The organism is Pigmentiphaga aceris, assembly GCF_008119665.1.
GTDB lineage: Bacteria > Pseudomonadota > Gammaproteobacteria > Burkholderiales > Burkholderiaceae_B > Pigmentiphaga > Pigmentiphaga aceris.
The window spans coordinates 1,595,629-1,616,621 of the sequence record NZ_CP043046.1; the positions used below are offsets into that span (position 1 = coordinate 1,595,629).

Annotated in this window: 17 protein-coding genes; 14 read left to right on the forward strand and 3 right to left on the reverse strand. The window is 61.7% G+C overall.

Annotated elements, in window-relative coordinates; translation table 11 throughout:
* From FXN63_RS06635 to greA, 5 genes are all read left to right on the forward strand, one after another.
* Entirely contained in the window at window positions 1–1,872 is a 1,872-nt protein-coding gene (locus FXN63_RS06635) for a TRAP transporter large permease (RefSeq protein ID WP_148813880.1), read from the forward strand.
* 45 nt (window positions 1,873–1,917) lie between these two features.
* The gene (locus tag FXN63_RS06640) at window positions 1,918–2,457 is read left to right on the forward strand and encodes a VOC family protein (protein ID WP_148813882.1); all 540 of its coding nucleotides are present in this window, start codon (window positions 1,918–1,920) and stop codon (window positions 2,455–2,457) included.
* 8 nt (window positions 2,458–2,465) lie between these two features.
* Window positions 2,466–3,740, forward strand: coding sequence for a ribulose-bisphosphate carboxylase large subunit family protein (locus tag FXN63_RS06645; RefSeq protein ID WP_148813884.1), 1,275 nt, complete (start codon window positions 2,466–2,468; stop codon window positions 3,738–3,740).
* Between the two features lie 355 nt (window positions 3,741–4,095).
* Complete coding sequence (locus tag FXN63_RS06650; RefSeq protein WP_148813886.1) at window positions 4,096–5,517, forward strand: four-carbon acid sugar kinase family protein; 1,422 nt, start codon at window positions 4,096–4,098, stop codon at window positions 5,515–5,517.
* A gap of 226 nt (window positions 5,518–5,743) precedes the next feature.
* On the forward strand, window positions 5,744–6,220 hold the full coding sequence (gene greA, locus FXN63_RS06655; RefSeq protein WP_148813887.1) for a transcription elongation factor GreA: 477 nt from the start codon (window positions 5,744–5,746) through the stop codon (window positions 6,218–6,220).
* A gap of 226 nt (window positions 6,221–6,446) precedes the next feature.
* Here greA and FXN63_RS06660 read toward each other — a convergent pair whose 3' ends face one another.
* Window positions 6,447–7,232 (reverse strand): YhbY family RNA-binding protein, encoded by a 786-nt coding sequence (locus FXN63_RS06660; protein WP_148813889.1) that lies wholly within the window; start codon window positions 7,230–7,232, stop codon window positions 6,447–6,449.
* 195 nt (window positions 7,233–7,427) lie between these two features.
* On the opposite strand from FXN63_RS06660, the gene FXN63_RS06665 reads away from it, so the two are divergent.
* The 6 genes from FXN63_RS06665 (at window position 7,428) to FXN63_RS06690 (ending at window position 13,981) form a co-directional block, all read left to right on the forward strand.
* Entirely contained in the window at window positions 7,428–8,096 is a 669-nt protein-coding gene (locus tag FXN63_RS06665; protein WP_148813891.1) for an RlmE family RNA methyltransferase, read from the forward strand.
* 64 nt (window positions 8,097–8,160) lie between these two features.
* Window positions 8,161–10,044: an ATP-dependent zinc metalloprotease FtsH gene (gene ftsH, locus FXN63_RS06670; RefSeq protein WP_148813893.1), complete on the forward strand. Its 1,884-nt coding sequence runs from the start codon at window positions 8,161–8,163 to the stop codon at window positions 10,042–10,044.
* 212 nt (window positions 10,045–10,256) lie between these two features.
* Window positions 10,257–11,111: a dihydropteroate synthase gene (folP, locus tag FXN63_RS06675; RefSeq protein WP_148813895.1), complete on the forward strand. Its 855-nt coding sequence runs from the start codon at window positions 10,257–10,259 to the stop codon at window positions 11,109–11,111.
* Entirely contained in the window at window positions 11,108–12,466 is a 1,359-nt protein-coding gene (gene glmM / locus FXN63_RS06680; RefSeq protein ID WP_148813897.1) for a phosphoglucosamine mutase, read from the forward strand. Before folP ends, glmM begins: the two co-directional genes overlap by 4 nt.
* Before the next feature lie 160 nt (window positions 12,467–12,626).
* Window positions 12,627–13,079, forward strand: coding sequence for a SixA phosphatase family protein (locus FXN63_RS06685; protein ID WP_148813899.1), 453 nt, complete (start codon window positions 12,627–12,629; stop codon window positions 13,077–13,079).
* Window positions 13,080–13,183: 104 nt separating this feature from the next.
* Window positions 13,184–13,981, forward strand: a complete 798-nt coding sequence (locus tag FXN63_RS06690; protein WP_148813900.1) for a GNAT family N-acetyltransferase — start codon at window positions 13,184–13,186, stop codon at window positions 13,979–13,981.
* A 198-nt stretch (window positions 13,982–14,179) separates the two neighbouring features.
* Here the strand turns inward: FXN63_RS06690 and ppx are convergent, their stop codons facing one another.
* On the reverse strand, window positions 14,180–15,667 hold the full coding sequence (gene ppx / locus FXN63_RS06695) for an exopolyphosphatase (RefSeq protein ID WP_148813902.1): 1,488 nt from the start codon (window positions 15,665–15,667) through the stop codon (window positions 14,180–14,182).
* 153 nt (window positions 15,668–15,820) lie between these two features.
* Window positions 15,821–16,618: an SDR family NAD(P)-dependent oxidoreductase gene (locus tag FXN63_RS06700; RefSeq protein ID WP_148819024.1), complete on the reverse strand. Its 798-nt coding sequence runs from the start codon at window positions 16,616–16,618 to the stop codon at window positions 15,821–15,823.
* 521 nt (window positions 16,619–17,139) lie between these two features.
* Here FXN63_RS06700 and FXN63_RS06705 point away from each other — a divergent pair.
* The 3 genes from FXN63_RS06705 to FXN63_RS06715 all read left to right on the forward strand — a co-directional run bounded on the left by FXN63_RS06705 (window position 17,140) and on the right by FXN63_RS06715 (window position 20,968).
* On the forward strand, window positions 17,140–18,159 hold the full coding sequence (locus tag FXN63_RS06705) for a TRAP transporter substrate-binding protein (RefSeq protein WP_148813904.1): 1,020 nt from the start codon (window positions 17,140–17,142) through the stop codon (window positions 18,157–18,159).
* 2 nt (window positions 18,160–18,161) lie between these two features.
* Window positions 18,162–20,039, forward strand: coding sequence for a TRAP transporter large permease (locus FXN63_RS06710; protein ID WP_148813906.1), 1,878 nt, complete (start codon window positions 18,162–18,164; stop codon window positions 20,037–20,039).
* A 128-nt stretch (window positions 20,040–20,167) separates the two neighbouring features.
* Entirely contained in the window at window positions 20,168–20,968 is an 801-nt protein-coding gene (locus FXN63_RS06715; RefSeq protein ID WP_148813908.1) for an SDR family NAD(P)-dependent oxidoreductase, read from the forward strand.
* Window positions 20,969–20,993: the final 25 nt, after the last annotated feature.

Consider the following 20,993-nt stretch of genomic DNA (forward strand, 5'->3'; position numbering starts at 1 on the left):
ATGCACCTCGCTGATGCTTCGGTCCAGCCGGGTAACCCGGTTGGCACCGGCGGCTTTCTTGCCGCCGCTGACCGTGCGCTGGGCCTACTGGTCGAGATTCCCGCTGCCCTGCTGGTGCTCGCCGAGATCGCTTTGCTGCTGGCAAGTGTGATTGCCCGATACGTCTTCCACACGCCGCTGGTGTGGGGGGACGAACTCGCGTCGATGATGTTCCTGTGGTTGTCGATGCTGGGCGCGGTCGTGGCCTTGCGGCGCGGCGAACACATGCGCATGACGGCACTGTTGTCACGGGTCAGTCCGCAGGCACGGGCGTTCATCGACGTGCTGACGATTGCGGCGTCGATTGCCTTCATGTTCATGGTGTTCCCGCATGCGCTGGAATACGCCGAAGAAGAGGCGGTCGTCTCGACGGCGGCGCTTGAAATCAGCAACGCATGGCGGGCCTCGGCCTGGCCGGTGGGCATGGGCCTGATGTTGTTGACGGGTGTGCTGCGCCTGACGCGTGTCGCGACATTGAAGCAGGCCGTGTCGTCTCTGGCACTGGTTGCGCTGATCGTCGGCGTCTTCTACCTTGCCAGCCCGATCCTGATGACGCTGGGCAAAGTCAATCTGATCATCTTCTTTGTCGGGGTGGTGGCGGTCAATGTGTTCCTGGGTGTGCCGATTGCGTTCGGCTTTGCACTCGCCACCTTCGGCTACCTGGCGCTGACTACGCATACGCCGCTGGTCGTGATGGTCGGGCGCATGGACGAGGGCATGTCGCACATGATCTTGCTCGCGGTGCCGATGTTCATCTTCCTGGGCATGCTGATCGAGATGACCGGAATGGCACGCGCCATGATCGGTTTCCTGGCCAGCCTGCTGGGCCATGTGCGCGGCGGCCTGTCTTATGTGCTGATCGGTGCGATGTACCTGGTGTCGGGTATTTCGGGTTCCAAGATTGCCGACATGGCGGCCGTCGCCCCGGCCCTGTTCCCCGAGATGCAGAAGCGGGGTTCCAAGCCTGGTGACCTTGCCGCGCTGTTGTCGGCTACCGGCGCGCAAACCGAAACCATTCCGCCGTCCATCGTGCTGATCACCATTGGTTCGGTGACCGGTGTGTCCATCGCGGCGCTGTTCACGGGTGGTCTGCTGCCCGCCGCAGCGCTGGGCCTGGTGCTTGGTTTCATCGTCTGGCGTCGCAGCCGCAAACAGGATCTGCAAGGGCTGGTGCGTGCCACGCGCAAGGAAATTCTGCGCACGCTGTGGATCGCCTTGCCTGCCATCGTGTTGCCTTTCCTGATCCGCGCTGCGGTGGTGGAAGGTGTGGCAACGGCGACGGAAGTCTCGACCATTGGCATTGCGTACTCGGTGATCGCCGGCCTGTTGCTGTATCGCCAGTTCGACTGGAGCCGTCTGCCGAAGATGCTGGTCGATACCGCCACCTTGTCGGGTGCCATCATCTTCATCGTCGGCGCAGCTACTGCGATGGCCTGGGGTCTGACCCAATCTGGTTTCTCGCGTGACCTGGCGGCCCTGATGACGCAGATTCCTGGCGGCACCGTCGGCTTCCTGCTGGTCTCCATCGTGGCCTTTGCGATCCTGGGCAGTGTGCTGGAAGGCATTCCCGCCATCGTGTTGTTCGGACCGCTGCTGTTCCCGATTGCCCATGCGGTCGGGGTGCACGAAGTCCACTACGCCATGGTCGTGATCCTGGCGATGAGCCTGGGCCTGTTCGCACCGCCTTTCGGCGTAGGTTTCTACGGTGCCTGCGCGATCAGCAAGGTCGACCCGGACGAAGCGATTCCCTATATGTGGGGTTATCTGGTTGCGCTGGCCATCGGTACGGTGATCATCGCGCTGGTCCCCTGGATCTCCATCGGTTTCCTGTGATCCGCCTAGTGGCGTGATCCCCCAAATTCTTCGAGGTAAGCATTCATGAGCCGCTTTTTTGGTGAAGTGCGTCAGCTGGGCTATGTGGTCCACGATATTGAAAAAGAAATGAAGCACTGGACGGAAGTCCTGGGCGTGGGTCCCTTCTATTACGCCGAGCGTGTGCCGGTGCAGAACTTCCACTACCAGGGCAAGCCCTCGCCCATCGAAGTGTCGGTGGCGCTGGCCAACTCGGGCCCGCTGCAGATCGAACTGATCCAGCAGCGCAACGATGCACCGTCGATGTACAAGCGTTTCCTGGACGAAGGCCGCACGGGTCTGCAACACATCGCCTACTGGACCGAAGACTTCGACAACGATGTCGCGCGTCTGGACAAGCAGGGCCTGATCGTCGGCATGAGCGGCGACGTGGGGGATAAAGGCCGCTATGTGTATTACGAGACCGAGACCCATCCGGGCACGATCATCGAGTTGTCTGAAGTTGCCGGTCCCAAAGGTCGCCTGTTCAAGCTGATCCGCGAAGCCTCGCAAGGCTGGGATGGCAGCGACCCAGTGCGCAAATTCCCTGATCTTTCTACGCTGTAGGCCGATCCATGAGTGATTCATCACGGGCGTCGCGCCCCGAGTTCGAGGCGACCTACCTGATCGAGACGCCGTTTCCGCTGGCCCAGGCGGCCGACGTGTTGGCCGGTGAGCAGTCCAGCGGCACGTTTGTACGGGTGGCGGGCGAGACCGATGACCTGCGTCAGCGCACCCGCGCCGAGGTCGTGAAGATCGAAGAACTGCCGTCGTTTGATACGCCCAGCCTGCCGAATGCGTTCCTGGATCGCCGCCAGAAGGGCGGGCCGTACAAGCGTGCTCACATCACTGTGCGTTTCCCCGAGGAAAACATCGGCAATAACCTGCCGACCTTGGCCGCGACGGTTACCGGCAACATCTACGACCTGGGCGAGATGACGGGCGTGAAGCTGCTGTCGCTCAAGCTGTCGCCATCCTACGTGAAGCAGTTCGATGCGCCGCGTCAGGGCGTGGCGGGCACACGGCGCTTGGTGGGGCGTGACAGCGGTCCGATTCTGGGCACGATCATCAAGCCGAACGTTGGCCTGTCGCCTGCCGACACCGCGCGCACCGTGGCGCAGCTGTGTGAAGCGGGCGTGGACTTCATCAAGGACGACGAGTGCATGGCAAACCCGCCGCACTCGCCGCTGGCCGAGCGCGTGCGTGCCGTGATGCGGGTGATCAATGATCACGCCCAGCGTACTGGTCGCAAGGTGATGTACGCCTTCAATATCTCGGACGAACTGGATGCCATGCGTCGGCATGCGGCTCTGGTCGAAGCCGAAGGCGGCACCTGCGTGATGGCAAGCGTGAACTGGTGTGGCTACAGCGCGATGCAAAGCCTGCGCCGGTCTACCTCGCTGGCCATTCACGGGCATCGCAACGGCCTGGCCATGATGACGCGTCATCCGTCGCTGGGTATTGCGTTCCAGCCCTACCAGGTCATGTGGCGTCTGGCCGGTGTCGATCAATTGCACGTGAACGGCCTGGCGGGCAAGTTCTACGAGCATGACGATAGCGTGGCCGCTTCGGCGCGGGATTGCCTGACACCCCTGGGTGGTTATGATGCGGTGATGCCGGTATTTTCGTCAGGGCAGTGGGCGGGCACGGTGCCGCCGACCTTCGCGGCGGTGGGCAGCGACGACTTGATCTTCCTGTCGGGCGGCGGCATTCTGGGCCACCCCGATGGCCCGGCTGCCGGCGTGCAAAGCATTCGGGATGCATGGGACGCCGCGCGCAGCGGGATTGCGTTGCCGACGTATGCGGAAAACCGTCCTGCGCTGGCCAGTGCGCTGTCGTTCTTTGGTTGAACGGTTGTTGGCTGAGCTGCTTGGCTGAGCTGCTTGGCTGAGCGATTCGGCTGGAAGATCTGGCCGTCCGGTCTTGGTCAGCATTCTTAGCCAAATATCTTCGGCTAGAGCGCTTTGACCAAGCCTCTCTGCCGAACGTCATTGAGTCGGCATGTCGGCTGAAGCGCGGTTTCTTGTTGACCGTGTTTCGGCCGACTGTCTTTCGGGTTGATGGTTTTCCTGGCTGACCGCTTTGGCTGACCTTTCTGGCTGCGTGTTGGCCGACGCCGTCAGTCCATTCCGTTGACCGAGTCCTTCGGCTGACTTTCTTGCAGCCCCTTTTGCTGCGACGACTTTTGTCCCGCCCCTTTCCTCCATGACATCTACTGCCACCCCCGCCGACGCCGCCTCCACGCAACGCGGCGTTCGCTTCGCCTATTACGGTGACGACTTCACCGGATCGACCGACACCTTGTCGTCCGTGGTTCAGGGTGGCTGGCGTGCCGCCTTGTTCATGAAGGTGCCTGATGCAGCACAACTGGCGGCCTTCGGCGAACTTGACTGCGTCGGCGTCGCCGGCACGGCACGCGCGATGTCACCGGCCGAGATGGACGCCGCGCTGCCCGATATCTTTCGCGGGCTTGCGGCCACCGGGGCCGATGTCGTGCATTACAAGACCTGCTCCACGTTCGACAGCGCGCCGCATATCGGCAGCATCGGTCATGCGGTGCAGCTGGCGCAGTCGGTTCTTGGTTCCCAGCCGGCAATGATCGTGGGCGGACAGCCGAACCTGGGGCGCTACTGCGCCTTTGGCAATCTGTTCGCCCGTGCGGGTCAGCAGGGCGCGGTGTATCGGCTGGATCGTCATCCGACCATGAGCAGGCACCCGGTCACACCGATGGACGAGGCAGACCTTGCCCGTCACTTGGCAAAACAGGGACTGGCCAGGATTGCCGGCGTAGATGTCGTGGCGCTGAGCGCAGCAGATACCAACGCCCGTGTCGATGCGGCATTGGCCGACGCACCGGATGCCCTGCTGTTCGACGTGCTGGAGCCGTCGCACCTGGTGGCGGTGGGTCGCCAACTGTGGCGGCAGGCAGAGAAGCGAGGCCCACTGTTGACGGTGGGGCCAACTGGCGCTGCGCAGGCGTTGTTGGCAGCGTTGCCAGCAAGCGGGCAGGGCGGTGTGTCTGGGGAGTTGTCGACCGGGGCAAAGAAAGAGGCAACATCGCAAGGTTCAGCGAACATCTCGGCGGGGGGTACGGCCCAGGCCGCAACCGCGCACGCAGTTTCCCAGACCTTGATCGTCGCCGGCAGCCGTTCCCCGGTGACGGCTGCGCAGATCCGGCATGCTGAACAGGCTGGGTTCGTTTCCATCGAGCTTGACCCGGTGCTGCTGGCCGACTCCCAGTCGTCGTTGGTGCCCTTGATCGAACAGGTGCTGGATGCGCTTCGTTCAGGGCGTAGTGTGGTGGCACATACGACTTTTGCCGACGACAGCCATGGCCGTACGGCAGGATTCACGCGGGCGCTGGCCGTCGGTAGCGGCAGGCTGGTGCGCGAGGTGCTTGCCGTGCATCCGCTGGCTCGCGTCGGTCTGGCTGGCGGCGACACGTCCAGTCTGGCGGTCGAATCCTGGGGAATCACGGCGTTGACGCTGGCCTACATCCTGGCACCGGGTGTCGGGGTATGCCGCGTCCACGCCGCGGGTCACCCGCTGGATGGGATCGAGTTGATGTTGAAAGGCGGTCAAATGGGACCACCTGATGTTTTCGAGGCACTACTGGCGGGTACCTGAACCCGCGCTCAGGCCATCGCGCGTGGGTTTTCGGCCCACGGAGTGGGCATCCATGCCGAACTGGGTGTTCTCGGGCCAACCCGGCTTGCATGGTGGGCCGAGTTTCAGGACAATTGACCTTAGTCGCCCCGGTTTTCGCACCGGGGCGTTTATATTTTTAGACACTATGTGTCCCGAGCCGCAGGCAGTGCCGCGCTCGGGACACGTGCATTTGAAGGAAGCAAACATGGCTGCCATTCCGCTGACCGTGCGCGGTGCCGAGCGCCTTAAAGAGGAACTGCATCGTCTGAAGACGGTCGAACGCCCCGCTGTCATCAATGCAATTTCCGAGGCACGCGCGCAGGGCGACCTGTCGGAAAATGCTGAATATGACGCCGCCAAGGAAAAACAGGGCTTCGTCGAAGGTCGTATCGGCGAATTGGAAGGCAAGTTGTCGAACGCGCAGATCATCGATCCGACCACCCTCGATGCAGAAGGCCGCATTGTGTTCGGTGCCACGGTTGACCTGGAAGACCTGGAGTCCGGTGACAAGGTGACGTATCAGGTCGTCGGTGACGACGAAGCCGATATTCGCGAGCGCAAGATCTCGGTGTCCAGCCCGATCGCGCGTGCTCTGATCGGCAAGTCGGCAGGCGACGTGGCCGAAGTCCAGGCACCTGCGGGCATCCGCGAGTACGAAGTCCTGGATGTGCGTTACATCTAAAGAGAGAAGGGTCTTGGAACAAGACCTGAGAAGCGCGACTTGAAAAAGTGCGACCTGAGAAAGCGGACCGGCAACTGACAAAAATACGTCAGTTGCCTGCCGTTGGTCGGTCGGCGGCAAAGGCCGCCGAACGGCAGGGGGCCGCTCCCGACACAGGCCAGTCGTGAAGACTGGCCCGGTTTCCTGCAGTAAGGCACTTGCGAACTGCTGTTCGCAGGCCTGCTACTTACTTCTTGGTCGAGCGAGTCTTGCGCGGCGATGCCGTGCTGCGGGGAGCACCCGACGCACGAACTCGCGGTGCATCACGGGCACCAGCACGCAGCGACAGGGCGCTGCGACGCGGGGTACGTGCCGGTGCTGCGCCGCCTTCGTTGCCGCGTTCACCGCCACGCTCGCTGCGTTCGGCGCTGCGGGCTTCGGCGGCACGGCGTTCGGCCGGGCTGCGGGTGGTGCTGAAGCGATCGGCCAGTTTGCGGGCTTCGCCACGGCGCGAACCGGTTTCACCGGTTGACGGACGTGTACGCTTGCCGGAGTCGCCAAGGTAGCGTTCGCGGGCAGTGACCGGGCCGGCAGGGCGCTCGACGCGTTCGCTGCGCTTGACGCGCTCGGGAGCCGGCTTGCCAACAGCGGCGAGCTTCTTGGGCACGTGGGCTTCGTTGGGGTTGCGGGCACCCTTGAAGTCGGGATCGGGCACAGCCGGACGTCCGGCGAGCAAATCCTTGCCCTGGGGATCGGCTTCGGTCGGTCGGAACAAGATGAAAATCTTGCCCAGATGATGGACCGGGGCGCAGGAAACCGCTTCGCAGATGGCGTTCAGCAGTTCGTCTCGCTCGGCGCGATCCTTGGCTGACGCGCGCACTTTGATCAGGCCGTGGGCTGACAGGCTGCGGTCGATTTCTTGCAGGACCGCGTCGGACAGCCCCTTGTCGCCCATGAGGACGATAGGCTTGAGCGGATGGGCGGCAGCGCGCAGGGCGCTACGGGTTTGGGAGGTAATGTCAAGAACAGGCATGGCGCGATTGTACGGGCTGGCGGGCTTGGGGTGGCGCTGAATTGTTGGAAATCACTGCGATCGACGCCTGCATGCCGCCACCGTCGCTTGAGCCCAACGTCACGGCACGATCCACGTCGATCAAGCTTCGCATTTGGAACCCGGGCACAATGCCGGGCGTTATTGTTTTTGTCTCACGCCGAATATCGGGCAATCATGGCCAAGAAAAAGTTTTCCAAAGAATGGATCATGCAGCACATCAATGATCCATACGTAAAGTTGGCCAAAGAGAAGGGCTATCGGGCCCGTGCCGCTTTCAAGCTCACCGAGATTCTCGACAGCGAGAAATTGCTGCACATCAACGACGTGGTGGTCGATCTCGGGTCCACTCCTGGCAGTTGGTCGCAAATCGTAAGCGAGCGCCTGGCCGGTGCCGGCGGCACGCTGCGCGGTCGCGTGATCGCCCTCGACATCCTGCCTATGGAACCGATACACGGCGTGGAATTCATCCAGGGCGATTTCCGCGAAGACGAGGTCTTGTCCCAGTTGTCCCAATTGGTAGGCAATCAGCAGGTAGACCTTGTTCTTTCGGATATGGCCCCAAACTTGTCCGGAGTGGGGATCGCAGACGCCGCGCGCATTCAGCACGTCTGTGATCTGGCGCTGGAGTTTGCGAAGGATCATTTGAAACCTGATGGCGCGTTGATCGTCAAAGCGTTCCATGGAACCGGGTTTTCCCAGATCGTTGAGAGCTTCAAAACGGTTTTCACCCGTGTCGTGGAGCGCAAACCCAAGGCCTCGCGGGACAAATCGTCGGAAACCTTTCTTGTTGCACGGAACCTGAAGGCTTCGGTGCTCGCGGGAAGGGTAGAATCAGGTAATTAAGTCGATATTCAGGCGATGGACGCGTTTGTCCGCAGCCGGTCGGTAATCTAGCGGGAGATCGACCTTGAACAATATGTTCTCCAAAGTAGCGGTCTGGATGGTGATCGCCCTCGTGCTGTTCACGGTCTTCAAGCAGTTTGAAGGTCGTGCCCGGCCGCAGGACACAGTGTCGTATTCGCAGTTCATGGACGACGCCAAAGCCGGACGCATCCAGAAGGTCGACGTCCAGAGCGATGTGCTCTACGTGACGCCGTCCGATGGCCGCCCCTACACCCTCACGTCGCCCGGCGACCTGTGGATGGTTGGCGATCTGATGAAGTTCGGTGTACAGGTGTCTGGCAAGGCCAAGGAAGAGCCGTCGCTGCTGATGAGCATCTTCGTGTCCTGGTTCCCGATGCTGCTGCTGATTGGCGTGTGGATCTTCTTCATGCGACAAATGCAAGGCGGTGGGCGCGGTGGTGCCTTCAGCTTCGGCAAGTCTCGCGCCAAGGTATTGGACGAAACCACGAACCCGATCACCTTCGCTGACGTCGCCGGTTGCGACGAAGCCAAGGAAGACGTGTTCGAGCTGGTCGAGTTCCTGCGCGACCCCAGCAAGTTCCAGAAGCTGGGTGGCCGTATTCCCCGTGGCGTGCTGATGGTCGGCTCGCCGGGTACCGGTAAAACCCTGCTGGCCAAGGCCATTGCCGGTGAAGCCAAGGTGCCGTTCTTCAGCATCTCGGGTTCGGACTTCGTGGAAATGTTCGTCGGCGTGGGCGCTGCCCGTGTCCGTGACATGTTCGAAAACGCCAAGAAGCAGTCGCCTTGCATCATCTTCATCGACGAAATCGATGCGGTGGGTCGTCAGCGTGGCGCAGGCCTGGGCGGCGGTAACGACGAGCGCGAACAGACGCTTAACCAGATGCTGGTGGAAATGGACGGCTTCGAAGCCAGCCAGGGCGTGATCGTGATCGCCGCTACCAACCGTCCGGACGTGCTTGACCCGGCGCTGCTGCGTCCGGGCCGTTTCGACCGTCAAGTCGTGGTGCCGCTGCCCGATATCCGTGGTCGCGACCAGATTCTGAAGGTCCACATGCGCAAGGTGCCGCTGTCCACCGACGTGGATGCAAACACCCTGGCACGCGGTACGCCTGGTTTCTCGGGTGCTGACCTGGCCAATCTGGTCAACGAAGCTGCGCTGTTCGCTGCTCGCCGCAACGGTCGTACCGTTGAAATGGGCGATTTCGAAAAGGCCAAGGACAAGATCATCATGGGTGCGGAACGTCGCTCGATGATCATGCCCGAGGAAGAGCGCCGCAACACCGCGTATCACGAGTCCGGCCATGCCATCGTGGCGCGCAAGCTGCCGAAGACCGATCCGGTGCACAAGGTCACCATCATCCCGCGCGGTCGTGCGCTGGGTGTGACCATGCAACTGCCGGAAGGCGATCGTTACAGCACCGACAAAGAGCGGATGCTGAACACCATCGCCGTGCTGTTCGGTGGTCGGATTGCCGAAGAGATCTTCATGAACCAGATGACCACTGGCGCATCGAACGACTTCGAACGTGCGACGGCCATTGCCCGTGACATGGTTACCCGCTACGGCATGACCGACAGCCTGGGGCCCATGGTCTACGCCGAGAACGAGGGTGAAGTATTCCTCGGTCGCAGCGTAACCAACACGACCAAAATGTCGGAAGCCACCATGCAGATGGTGGACAGCGAAATTCGCAAGATCATTGATGAGCAATACCAGGTTGCCCGCAAGATCCTGGAAGAAAATCGCGAAGCCGTGGAAGTCATGACGCGTGCTCTGCTGGAATGGGAAACCATCGATGCAGACCAGATCAACGATATCTGCGATGGTCGTCCGCCCCGTGCACCGACCCCGCCGGGCTCGTCGGGAAACAATCCCACCACGCCGCCCACGTCTGGTTTGACGCCGAACGCAGCAGCACCGGCTTGACGTAACAAGGCAGGCAGCGGCCAAGACAAGCATTTGCACGATAAGCGGTCCGCTGCTTTGTAAACAAAGGCGTCCTTCGGGGCGCCTTTGTTTTTGTCACGCTGCCGCAGCGTTATTCTTGAGCCCCCGCGCTGAGCGCGCCATGAATATGCGCAGACCGCAGATAATTCACGACTGTTTTTGCCAACGCACTGATCTCCAAGACTCGAATCATGAATTCCCTGTTTCTTTGCGGCCGTTTTGAGCTTTCGCTGGCGCGGCCGCTTGTCATGGGTATCGTCAATGTGACCCCAGATTCTTTCTCGGACGGGGGGCAACATGCCCGGCTGGACGCGGCCATTGCCCATGCCAGGCATCTGGTGGCCGAAGGTGCCGACATGCTTGATATTGGTGGCGAGTCCACCAGACCGGGGTCTGACTCGGTGCCTGAAGACGAAGAGTTGCGGCGGGTGGTGCCGCTGATCGAGGCCTTGGTCAGCCTGAACGTGCCGCTGTCGGTCGATACCTGCAAACCTGCGGTCATGCGCGCAGCCTTGCGTGCCGGGGCCGATATGATCAACGACATCATGGCCTTGCAGGCCGATGGTGCCCTGGCGGTGGCGCAGGACTATCCCGCCAGCGGTCTGTGCATCATGCACATGCAGGGCGAGCCGCGCACCATGCAGGCTGCCCCGGTTTATGACGATGTGGTCGAAGACGTTGCAGCATTCCTGTGCGCGCGCCTGGCGGTGCTGGATACGGCCGGCATCGATCCTCGCCGGGTCGTGCTCGACCCCGGTTTCGGCTTTGGCAAGACTGTTGAACAAAACTATCGACTGTTGCGCGAATTGCCGCGCTTTGGCGAGATTGGCTTGCCTGTTCTGGCCGGCGTCTCGCGCAAGTCCATGATTGGCGCATTGACCGGCCGCCAGCCCGCTGAACGTGTGGCCGGCAGCGTGGCTGCTGCGCTGGCATCGGTTGCACGTGGCGCGGCGATTGTCCGGGTGCACGACGTTGCCCAGACAGTCGACGCACTGAAGGTCTGGCAAGCGGTCGAGTCCCCATCCTTTTTCCAGGAGCACGCATGAGCGCGCGCAAATATTTTGGCACCGACGGTATTCGCGGTGTGGTTGGCGGCGAGCGCATCAATGCGATGTTCGCGCTGAAGCTGGGTTATGCCGCAGGCCGCGTATTGACGCGAGCGCCGCTCAAGGGCGGGGCACGACCTGTCGTGCTGATCGGCAAGGACACGCGCATTTCCGGCTACATGCTGGAGTCCGCCCTTGAGGCCGGTTTGTCGTCTGCAGGGGTGGATGTGTTGCTGGCCGGGCCGATGCCGACGCCGGCGGTTGCTTACCTGACCCGTACGCTGCGCCTGTCGGCCGGTATCGTGATCAGTGCCTCGCACAACCCGTACTACGACAATGGCATCAAATTCTTCTCGGGGGGCGGCATGAAGCTGCCGGACGAGCAAGAGCTTGCGATTGAAACGGCTTTGGAAGAGCCGCAGGGTTGCGCATCTTCCGAATCGTTGGGCAAGGCGCGCCGCTTGAACGACGCGGCAGGGCGCTATATCGAATTCTGCAAAAGCACCTTCCCCGCCGAACTCGATCTGAACGGGCTTCGGATTGTGGTCGATGCCGCCAACGGGGCGGCCTACGACATCGCGCCCCACGTGTTCCGTGAACTGGGTGCCACCGTCATTCCGGTGGGATGCGCGCCTGACGGTTTCAACATCAATGACGGCGTGGGTGCCACGCACCCTGAATCATTGGCTGCTGCGGTTCGCGACAATGCCGCCGACTTGGGTATTGCGCTGGATGGGGATGCCGATCGACTGCAGATGGTGGATGCGTCCGGGCGGGTCTTCAACGGTGACGAACTGCTGTATGTGATCGTGCGTGATCGCATGCTGCGGGCACCGGTTCCCGGCGTGGTGGGCACCTTGATGACCAACTTTGCCGTCGAGCGGCGCTTCCTGGATTTGGGCGTGGACTTTGCGCGCGCAGCGGTGGGCGACCGTTATGTGCTGGAGCAGATGTTGGAGCGCGGCTGGAATTTCGGTGGAGAAAGTTCGGGTCATCTGATCTGCCTGGACCGCCAGACCACTGGCGACGGGATTGTGGCGGCCTTGCAGGTACTGGCTGCCATGCGGCAAGCGGATAAAGACCTGGCCGAGCTGCTGCAAGACCTGCGGCTGTATCCGCAGATCCTGGTGAACGTGCCGCTGGACCCGGAGATCGACTGGCAATCGCATGGCGGTCTGACTGCCGCGCGCAAGGAAGTCGAAAGCACACTGGGCAAACGCGGTCGGGTCTTGATTCGCGCGTCGGGCACCGAACCCAAGCTGCGATTGATGGTGGAAGCCGAAGACCGTCGCCTGGCCGAGGAAAGTGTCGAGCGCCTGCGCGAAGGGCTGATGGGTGTGCACCAGCAAGCCTGAACCAGCCCCCAATAAATCTGAACCTGCCGCGGCAGGCTTCAACATGCATTGGAAGTAGGTACTGACACAAGGTTTGCCCGTGGCCGTCAATAGACGGTCATGGAGCGACGTCACAATGCCGTTTTTGCGCCCGGTGGGTGCTTTCAAGGAAGCGTTTTTCATGAATTTGATCTTGTGGCGTCATGCAGAAGCCGAGGAAGGCGAGGACGATCTGGCACGTGCGTTGACACGGCGCGGGCGTCGTCAGGCCGAAATGGCTGCCGGCTGGTTGGGCCGTCATGCGCCGGAAGACATGCAAGTGCTGGTAAGCCCCGCCGTGCGCACCCGCCAGACGGCTGACATGCTGGGCCGCGACTACACCGTGGTGCCGGACATCGCACCGGGTGCGTCGCCCGACCTGGTGCTGGCTGCGGCAGGCTGGCCGCTGAATGCGCAGACCGTGCTGATCGTGGGTCACCAGCCGACGCTCGGTCAGGTCGCCAGCATTTTGCTCGCCGGCAACACGCTGAACTGGACGCTGAAGAAAGGCGGCATCTGGTGGCTGGGTCGCCGTCAGCGCGACGAAGACTTTCAGGTTGTGTTGCGCGCCGTGGTGAATCCCGAATTTCTTTGATTCATTTTCCGAAGTGTGCGGGCTTCATCGGCCTGTCATTTCAGCTTCAACGTAGTGAAATATGCGGGATCGACACTGACTACTCCTAGCCAAGGAGTCTGTCCATGCTCGAGTTTTCCCGTATCGCCGCCCATGTGGGCAAGCCTGTCGGCACCGCCGGCATCTCGGCCGATTGCGCCGGCCTGGCAGTCGGCCTGGCGCGTTCCTGGGACGAAGTGGAGCAAGCGCAACGCTTGCGCCACGACGTGTTCACCACAGACATGGGTGTGGTGTTCGAGGGTGCGCGCGATGGCATCGATGAAGACCGTTTCGACCGCTGGTGCGAGCACCTGCTGGTACGCGAAGTCGATACGGAACGGGTGGTGGGGACCTACCGCATCCTTACCCCGGAGCGCGCCCGTCAGGCGGGTGGCTATTACTCGGAATCCGAATTCGACCTGAGCGGCCTGGCCGGCATTCGCGACGGCCTGGTCGAGTTCGGTCGTTCATGCACCCACGAAGACTATCGTGGCGGCTCAGTGATCATGTTGCTCTGGTCTGGCCTGGCAGAATTCGTTCGCCGTCATGGCTATCGCCACGTATTGGGCTGCGCCAGTGTCAGCTTGCGGGATGACGGTGCGACTGCCGCAGGTGTGTATCGCCTGGTGGCCGACCAGATTGCCGAAGCCGGTGACATGCGCGTCACGCCGCGTCTGCCCCTGCCGATCGAGCGCCTGGATCACGCACTGCCGACCAAGGTGCCGCCGCTGATCAAGGGTTATCTGAAGACTGGTGCGCGTGTGTGTGGAGCCCCGGCCTGGGACCCTGACTTCAACGCGGCTGATTTCCCGGTGCTGCTGTCGGTGCGCGATCTGGACGAGCGTTATCGTCGCCGGCTTGGCATGCCGGGTCGGGCGGATTGAATGCGTCCGCTCCCGGGCAATATCGCGGGCGGGTCGATGGACCCGTCTTTTGAATCCGCAGCACTTGAGTCGGCTCCGCTTGAACCCGCCGCGCTCAAGTCTGTTGCATTGGAAGTACTGAGCAGGGTGCCCAGGCGACGCCGCGTATTGCGGCGCACCCGGGTGCGCATGCTTCGACTGCTGACCGGGCGTGTGCGCTCAGTGCTCAAGCAGTTCGAAGTTGAACCCTATCTTGCTCCATTCTGAGGTCTCGCTGCGCAGGGTGAAGTCGGTCAGGGGGTGGGCAGCGAGCCATTCGCTGTCTGCCTTGACGATGATCGACGAACCTTGTGCAGATACCGAGATCGGCAGCACGTCGCTGTCTTCACGACGGCGGAACAGCAAGGTGGCAAGACGCAGGCTCAGGATTGCCATCCACTGTTCCTGGTTGCGCACCAGGGGTTGCAGTTTGGCCAGCTTGCCGATGTGTCCGAGTGCCAGCAGGGACATCAGCTTCTGGTCCTGGCGCGAGAACCCCGGCATGTCGGCGTTTTCCAGCACGTAGGCTGTGTGCTTGTGGAAGGCCGCGTGGGCGATCGACAGACCGACCTCGTGGAGTTCGGCGGTCCAGGCCAGCATGCGGATCAATTCTTCGATACCGGGCTGATCGCCGGGAACCAGACGCGCGAAGATCGCCAGTGCGGCCTTGCGCACACGCATGGCTTGGGCAACATCGACTTCATAACGCGCCATGAACTGGCGCACGGTGTCGTCGCGCTTGTCGTGCGAGGCGTCGCGGCCCAGCAAGTCATACAGCACGCCCAGGCGCAGGGCACCATCGGCGGTCTGCATGCGGTCGATCTGCAACTCGTCGAACACGGCGCTCATGATGGCCAGGCCACCGGGCAGCACCGAGCTGCGGTCGTGCTTGATGCCGGCGAGTTCGGCGCGGTCTACCGTGCCCATCTTGATCAGGCGTTGCTTGAGCAAGTCCATGCCCTTGCGGGTAATGCCCGATTCCGAGAAGCCCGATTCCACCAGAATCGCGCCCAGTGCCTTGGCGGTGCCTGAGGAACCATAGGCTTCCTTCCAACCGCTGCGGCGGTAGGTACGGCTGATGACCTCGACCTCGCGGCGGGCGGCCAACTCGGCCTGCTTCATGCCGTGCGCGTCGACGATGCCGTCGGGGAAGAATTGGCGGCTGTAGCTGACACAGCCCATGTACAGCGATTCCATCAGTTCGGGTTCGAAACTGCGGCCGATGATGAACTCGGTCGAACCGCCACCGATATCGACCACCAGACGGCGCGAAGGCGAGGGCGGCAGCGAGTGTGCGACGCCCGAGAAGATCAGCCTGGCTTCTTCGCGTCCGGCAATCACTTCAATCGGGAAACCCAGCGCGGCTTCGGCCAGCGGCAGGAATTCAGAGACGTTGCGGGCAACGCGGAAAGTATTGGTGGCAACGGCGCGCACGCGATCCGGGTGGAAACTGCGCAGGCGTTCGCCAAAACGTTGAAGCACTTCAACGGCACGTGCGACGGCGGCGTCATCCAGTTCTTTGGTCGGTGTCAGGCCGGCAGCCAGACGAACCGTTTCTTTCATGCGATCAACCGGGTAGACCTGACCCATGCCGTCGCTGTCGGCACGGCCGATCAGCAGGCGAAAACTATTGGAACCCAGGTCGACGGCGGCAAGCAGATTATTCATGGGGCGGCAGAAGTGCAGCGAGTAAACCCGAAGAATACGCAATTTGCGTGACATTCGGGCTTCTCGAGGCTTTTTGCGTGCATCAATTGCTGGTTTGCCGACCTGTGGCGATGGCTGTCTTGCGTTCTATCAAGCCTGTATTTCAGGCCTGGCTCAGACGCATTTCAAGGTCAGACCGCCATCCACGGGCAACTCGACGCCTGTGATGTAGCGCGCATGGTCAGATGCCAGGAACAGCGCCGCGTAGGCCACATCCCAGGCGTCGCCCATGCGACCGGTCGGCACCTGCGCATGGCGTTTGGCCTTCATGGTTTCGATGTCACCGCCATACGCCGCTTTCAGCGGTTCGCGGATCATCGGCGTGTCCATCAAGCCGGGCAGGATGCAATTGCAGCGCACGCCGTGCGGGGCGTATTCCACGGCAATGTTCTGGGTCATGCCGACAATGGCAGCTTTCGACGCGGTGTAGCCCAGGTAAGGGAAGCCGATCCAGCGACGCGAGGCAATCGACCCGATGTTGATGACCACGCCAGACTTCTGCGCCTTCATCACCGGCAATACATATTTGCAGGTCAGGAACACGCTGGTCTGGTTGATTGCGATCAGGCGGTTCCAGCTTTCGATGGAGGCGTCTTCCGGGCCGCCGGTTTCGGCGATGCCGACATTGTTGTGCAGGACGTCGATGCGGCCGAAACGCGCCAGGGTGTCGGCGACGATGCGCTGAATGTCGTCCGCGCTGGATACATCGGCCTCGACGGTGATGCATTCGCCACCTTCGCCTTCGATGATGCTGCGGGTTTCCTCGGCGGCAGACAGCTTGCGATCGACGGCAACGATCTTGCCGCCAGCGCGTGCATACAGCACGGCAGCGGCCTTGCCGTTGCCCCAGCCTTCACCGACCGAGCCTGCGCCCATCACGATGATGACCTTGCCTTCCATCGATTTGCCCAGTGGCAGATCCGTATTCATAGCTGTGTATCTCCGGGTGAACGTGCGCCTTGTCCGGCACGGCGTGCCTGGCGGGCGCTTTGTTGTGGGAGCGCTGATGCAGATTGCATGCCAATGGGTGCGACGGTGCATGCGCCAGAACAGGCGACGGGGGGGCGACAGCGGTGCGACACATTGGCGACATGAGCGCGACATGAGCACGACACTAAGGCGACATCAAGGCGACACCTGATGCGACAGGTGTCGCATCCCATTGTCCCGGTTCACAGGCCGCGAAGCGACAGTGTCCGGCAACTGTCAAGCATGTTGACGTCACAGAGGTACCCAGGGGTGGCACCCCATGCGCCAGTCTCAGGGTAGACACCTAATTCACCTGCCAAACCCGCGTGCTAGCTTACGCTCCGATGCCGCGACCCCCAGCAATGACCACGGTTTTACGCATCGATGGCATACATATTGCAATTGCCACGTTGGGGCGGCCTCGCCCTTCATAGACGATAAGTCAGAGAGTCCAGGAGACCTGAATGACGCAGACGCGACGCACCTTTCTCAAGACCATGAGCGTGGCTTCGGCCGCATTGGCCGGTGGCTTCTATACGACTCGCGCCAGCGCAGCCGCAGAATTCACCCTCAAGTACGCCAACAACCTGCCGCTCACCCACCCGATGAACGCACGGGCCAAGGAGATGGCCGAGGCGATCGCCAAGGAATCCAACGGCCGCGTTGAACTCCGCATCTACCCGACCAGCCAGCTGGGCAACGACACCGACACGCTGGGTCAGGTCCGTGCAGGCGCTGTCGACTTCTTCACGCTGTCGCCGCTGATCCTGGGCACGCTGGTTCCCGCCGCGCAGATCTCCGGCGTCGGCTTCGCGTTCAAGGACTACAAGCAGGTCTACAGCGCGCTGGACGGTGAACTCGGTGCCCACGTGCGCGCACAGATCGCCAAGACCTCGATCTTCGCGTTCGAGAACATCTGGGACAACGGCTACCGCGTCACCACGACCAGCACCAAGCCGATCACCAAGCCCGAAGACTTCAAGGGCATGAAGCTGCGCGTGCCGCCGAGCCCGCTGTGGACCTCGATGTTCAAGGGCTTCGAAGCATCGCCTTCCAGCATCAACTTCGCCGAGACCTACTCTGCGCTGCAGACCAAGATCGTGGAAGGCCAGGAAAATCCGATGGCCATCATCGAGACGGCCAAGATCTACGAAGTGCAGAAGTACCTGTCGATCACCAACCACATGTGGGACGGTTTCTGGTTCCTGGGCAACAAGAAGTCCTTCGAGCGCCTGCCGCAAGACCTGCAGGACATCGTTCGCAAGAACGTCAATGCCGCCGGCCTGAAGCAGCGCGACGACGTCGCCAAGTTGAACGACAACCTGACCGAAACCCTGAAGGGCCACGGTCTGACCGTCAACACCGTGAATCCCGAACTGTTCCGCGACAAGCTGCGCAGCGCCGGGTTCTACGCCGAGTGGAAGAAAAAGTTCGGTGACGACGCTTGGGCCTTGCTGGAGAAGGTCACAGGAAAGCTGGAGTAAGCATGCATTTGGATTCGGATTTTCCAGTGATCGAGCGCGGCGGTCTCGTCCGCGGTTTCGTCACGTTCAATGACGCGGTGGTGCGCCTGGTTGGGTTCATCACGGTGATCTTGTTGGTGGTCGAGACGACCATTTTGTTGAGCGGCGTGATTTCGCGTTATGTGTTGCATGCGCCGCTCACCTGGTCCGACGAACTGGCGTCGATCTTGTTCATCTGGCTCACGATGCTTGGTTCGGTGATCGCGCTGAACCGGGGTGAGCACATGCGTCTGACGGCCTTGATCGGCCGCCTGACGCCGGCAAAGCGGGTATGGTGCGAGACCCTCGGGTTGCTCCTCATCTTGTTGTTCCTCGTCATGGTGCTGATGCCTGCGGTGGAGCATGCCGAAGAACAGATGTTCATCACTACGCCGTCACTGGAGATTCCGGATGGCTTGCGCGCCGCGGCAATGCCTGTTGGCGTGGCGTTGATGTTGATGTCGGCAGTGGCTCAGCTGGCCCGCCGTTCCACGATCAAGGACCTCGCCAGTTGCCTGGTGGTTGCGGTGCTGATCGGTGGTGCGTTGTGGCTGGCTGGCCCCTTGCTGATCGGCATGGGCAACTTCAACCTGGTGATCTTCTTCGTGCTGCTGATTGGCGCGGGGATCGCCGTGGGCATCCCGATCGCATTCGCGTTCGGGGTGGCGACGATGGCCTATATCGAAATCATCACGCACGCGCCGATGCTCATCGTCGTGACGCGGATGGATGAAGGCATGTCGCACATCGTGTTGCTGGCGGTGCCGCTGTTCATCATGCTGGGTGCCTTGCTGCAATTGAGCGGCCTGGCACGCACGCTGATCGACTTCATGGCCTCGCTGCTGGGCCACGTGCGTGGTGGTCTGCAATACGTGTTGTTGGGTGCGATGTTCCTGGTGTCCGGCATTTCCGGTTCCAAGGTGGCCGACATGGCTGCCGTGGCGCCGGCGCTGTTCCCTGAGATGAAGAAGCGCGGCCAGAAGCCCGAAGAGCTGGCCGCGTTGCTGTCGACGACCGGTGCGATGACCGAAACGATTCCGCCTAGCCTGGTGTTGATCACCATTGGCGCGGTGTGCAGCGTCTCGATCACCTCGCTGTTCATCGGCGGCCTGATGCCCGCCGTGGTCTGCACGATCGCCATCGGTATCGTCTGCTGGTTCCGTGCTCGCAAGGAAAACCTGCCCACGCAAGTGCGCGCCCCGATGGCCGTGGTGGTCAAGACCCTGCTGATCGCGATGCCCGCGCTGATTCTGCCGGTGCTGATCCGCCTGTCGGTGATCGAAGGTGTAGCAACGGCAACCGAGGTGTCCACCATCGGTATCGCCTACACCATCGTGGTCGGCCTGATCATGCACATCTTCCAGCGTCACATCGACTTCCGTCGTGTGTACCCGATGCTGGTCGATACGGCGGCGCTGTCCGGTTCCATTTTGCTGATCATCGGCATGGCAACTGCCATGGCCTGGGCGCTGACGCAGTCTGGCTTCTCGGCCAAGCTGGTGTCGACCATGATCCAGATCTCTGGCGGCCCCTTCGGCTTCCTGCTGATCACGATCGTGCTGTTCGCCATCCTGGGTAGTGTGCTGGAAGGCATCCCGGCAATCGTGCTGTTCGGACCGCTGTTGTTCCCGGTTGCTCGTGCGCTGGGTATCGACGACGTGCACTACTCGATGGTCGTGATTCTGGCCATGGGTCTGGGTCTGTTCGCACCGCCGCTCGGGGTTGGTTTCTATGCAGCTTGCGCCATCAGCAAGGTGTCGCCAGACCAGGTGTTCCACCGGGTGTGGGGTTACCTCGGCGTGCTGTTGATTGCATTGCTGATCGTTGCAGCGGTGCCGTGGATTTCCACCGGCTTCCTCTGATTCCGATCGTTCCATGATTTAACGCGTGTCCTTCCGGGCGCAGGGTCCTGACCTTGCGCCCGGTTGCCATCGGCCGTCCCGAGCCAGGCAAGGCGACGCTTAGTGCAAGGCTAAACAAGGCTACAAACATGAATTCTCCTGCCACGAACTCCTCTTCATTTTCTGAGCCCACTTCCCAGCAACGTGTCGCATTGGTGACGGGCGGCGCTGTCGGCCTGGGTGCCGCGATTTCCAAGCGTCTGGCGCGTGACGGTTTCACTGTGCTGGTGGCTGACATTGATGACAAGGCTGCGGATGCAACGGCGGCCGAGATCATTGCTGCGCAGGGACAGGCTTCGTCGCTGCATATGGACGTGGGGTCGGCGGAGTCGATCGCTGAGGCGTTTGCCGAGATCACCGAGCGTTATGGCCGTTGCGATGTGCTGGTGAACAATGCGGGCATTTCGAACATTACGGCGTTCCTGGATGTTGATCTGGATCGCTGGAACCGTACGATGCAGATCAATGTGACGGGTACCCTGTTGTGCTCGCAGCATGCGGCGCGTTTGATGCGTACGCGTAGCTGGGGTCGCATCATCAATATTTCGTCGATCAGTGGCATTCGTGCGGGTGCGGGTCGTACATCGTATGGGACGTCGAAGGCGGCGGCGATTGGTCTGACGAAGCAGATGGCGATTGAGTTGGCTCAGTATGGGATTACGGCGAACAGTGTGGCGCCGGGTCCGGTGGATACGCCGATGACGCGTGAGTTGCATTCGGACAAGACGCGTGAGAGCTATGTGCGCGGTATTCCGGCGAAGCGTTATGCGACGCCTGAGGAGATCGCGGGTGCGGTGGCGTATTTCACGACGGATGATGCGGCTTATGTGAATGGCCACGTGCTGCCGGTGGATGGCGGTTTCGTTGCTGCGGGCTTGCTGGAAATCTGATCGTCGGTTTTTGACGATTTGGCCT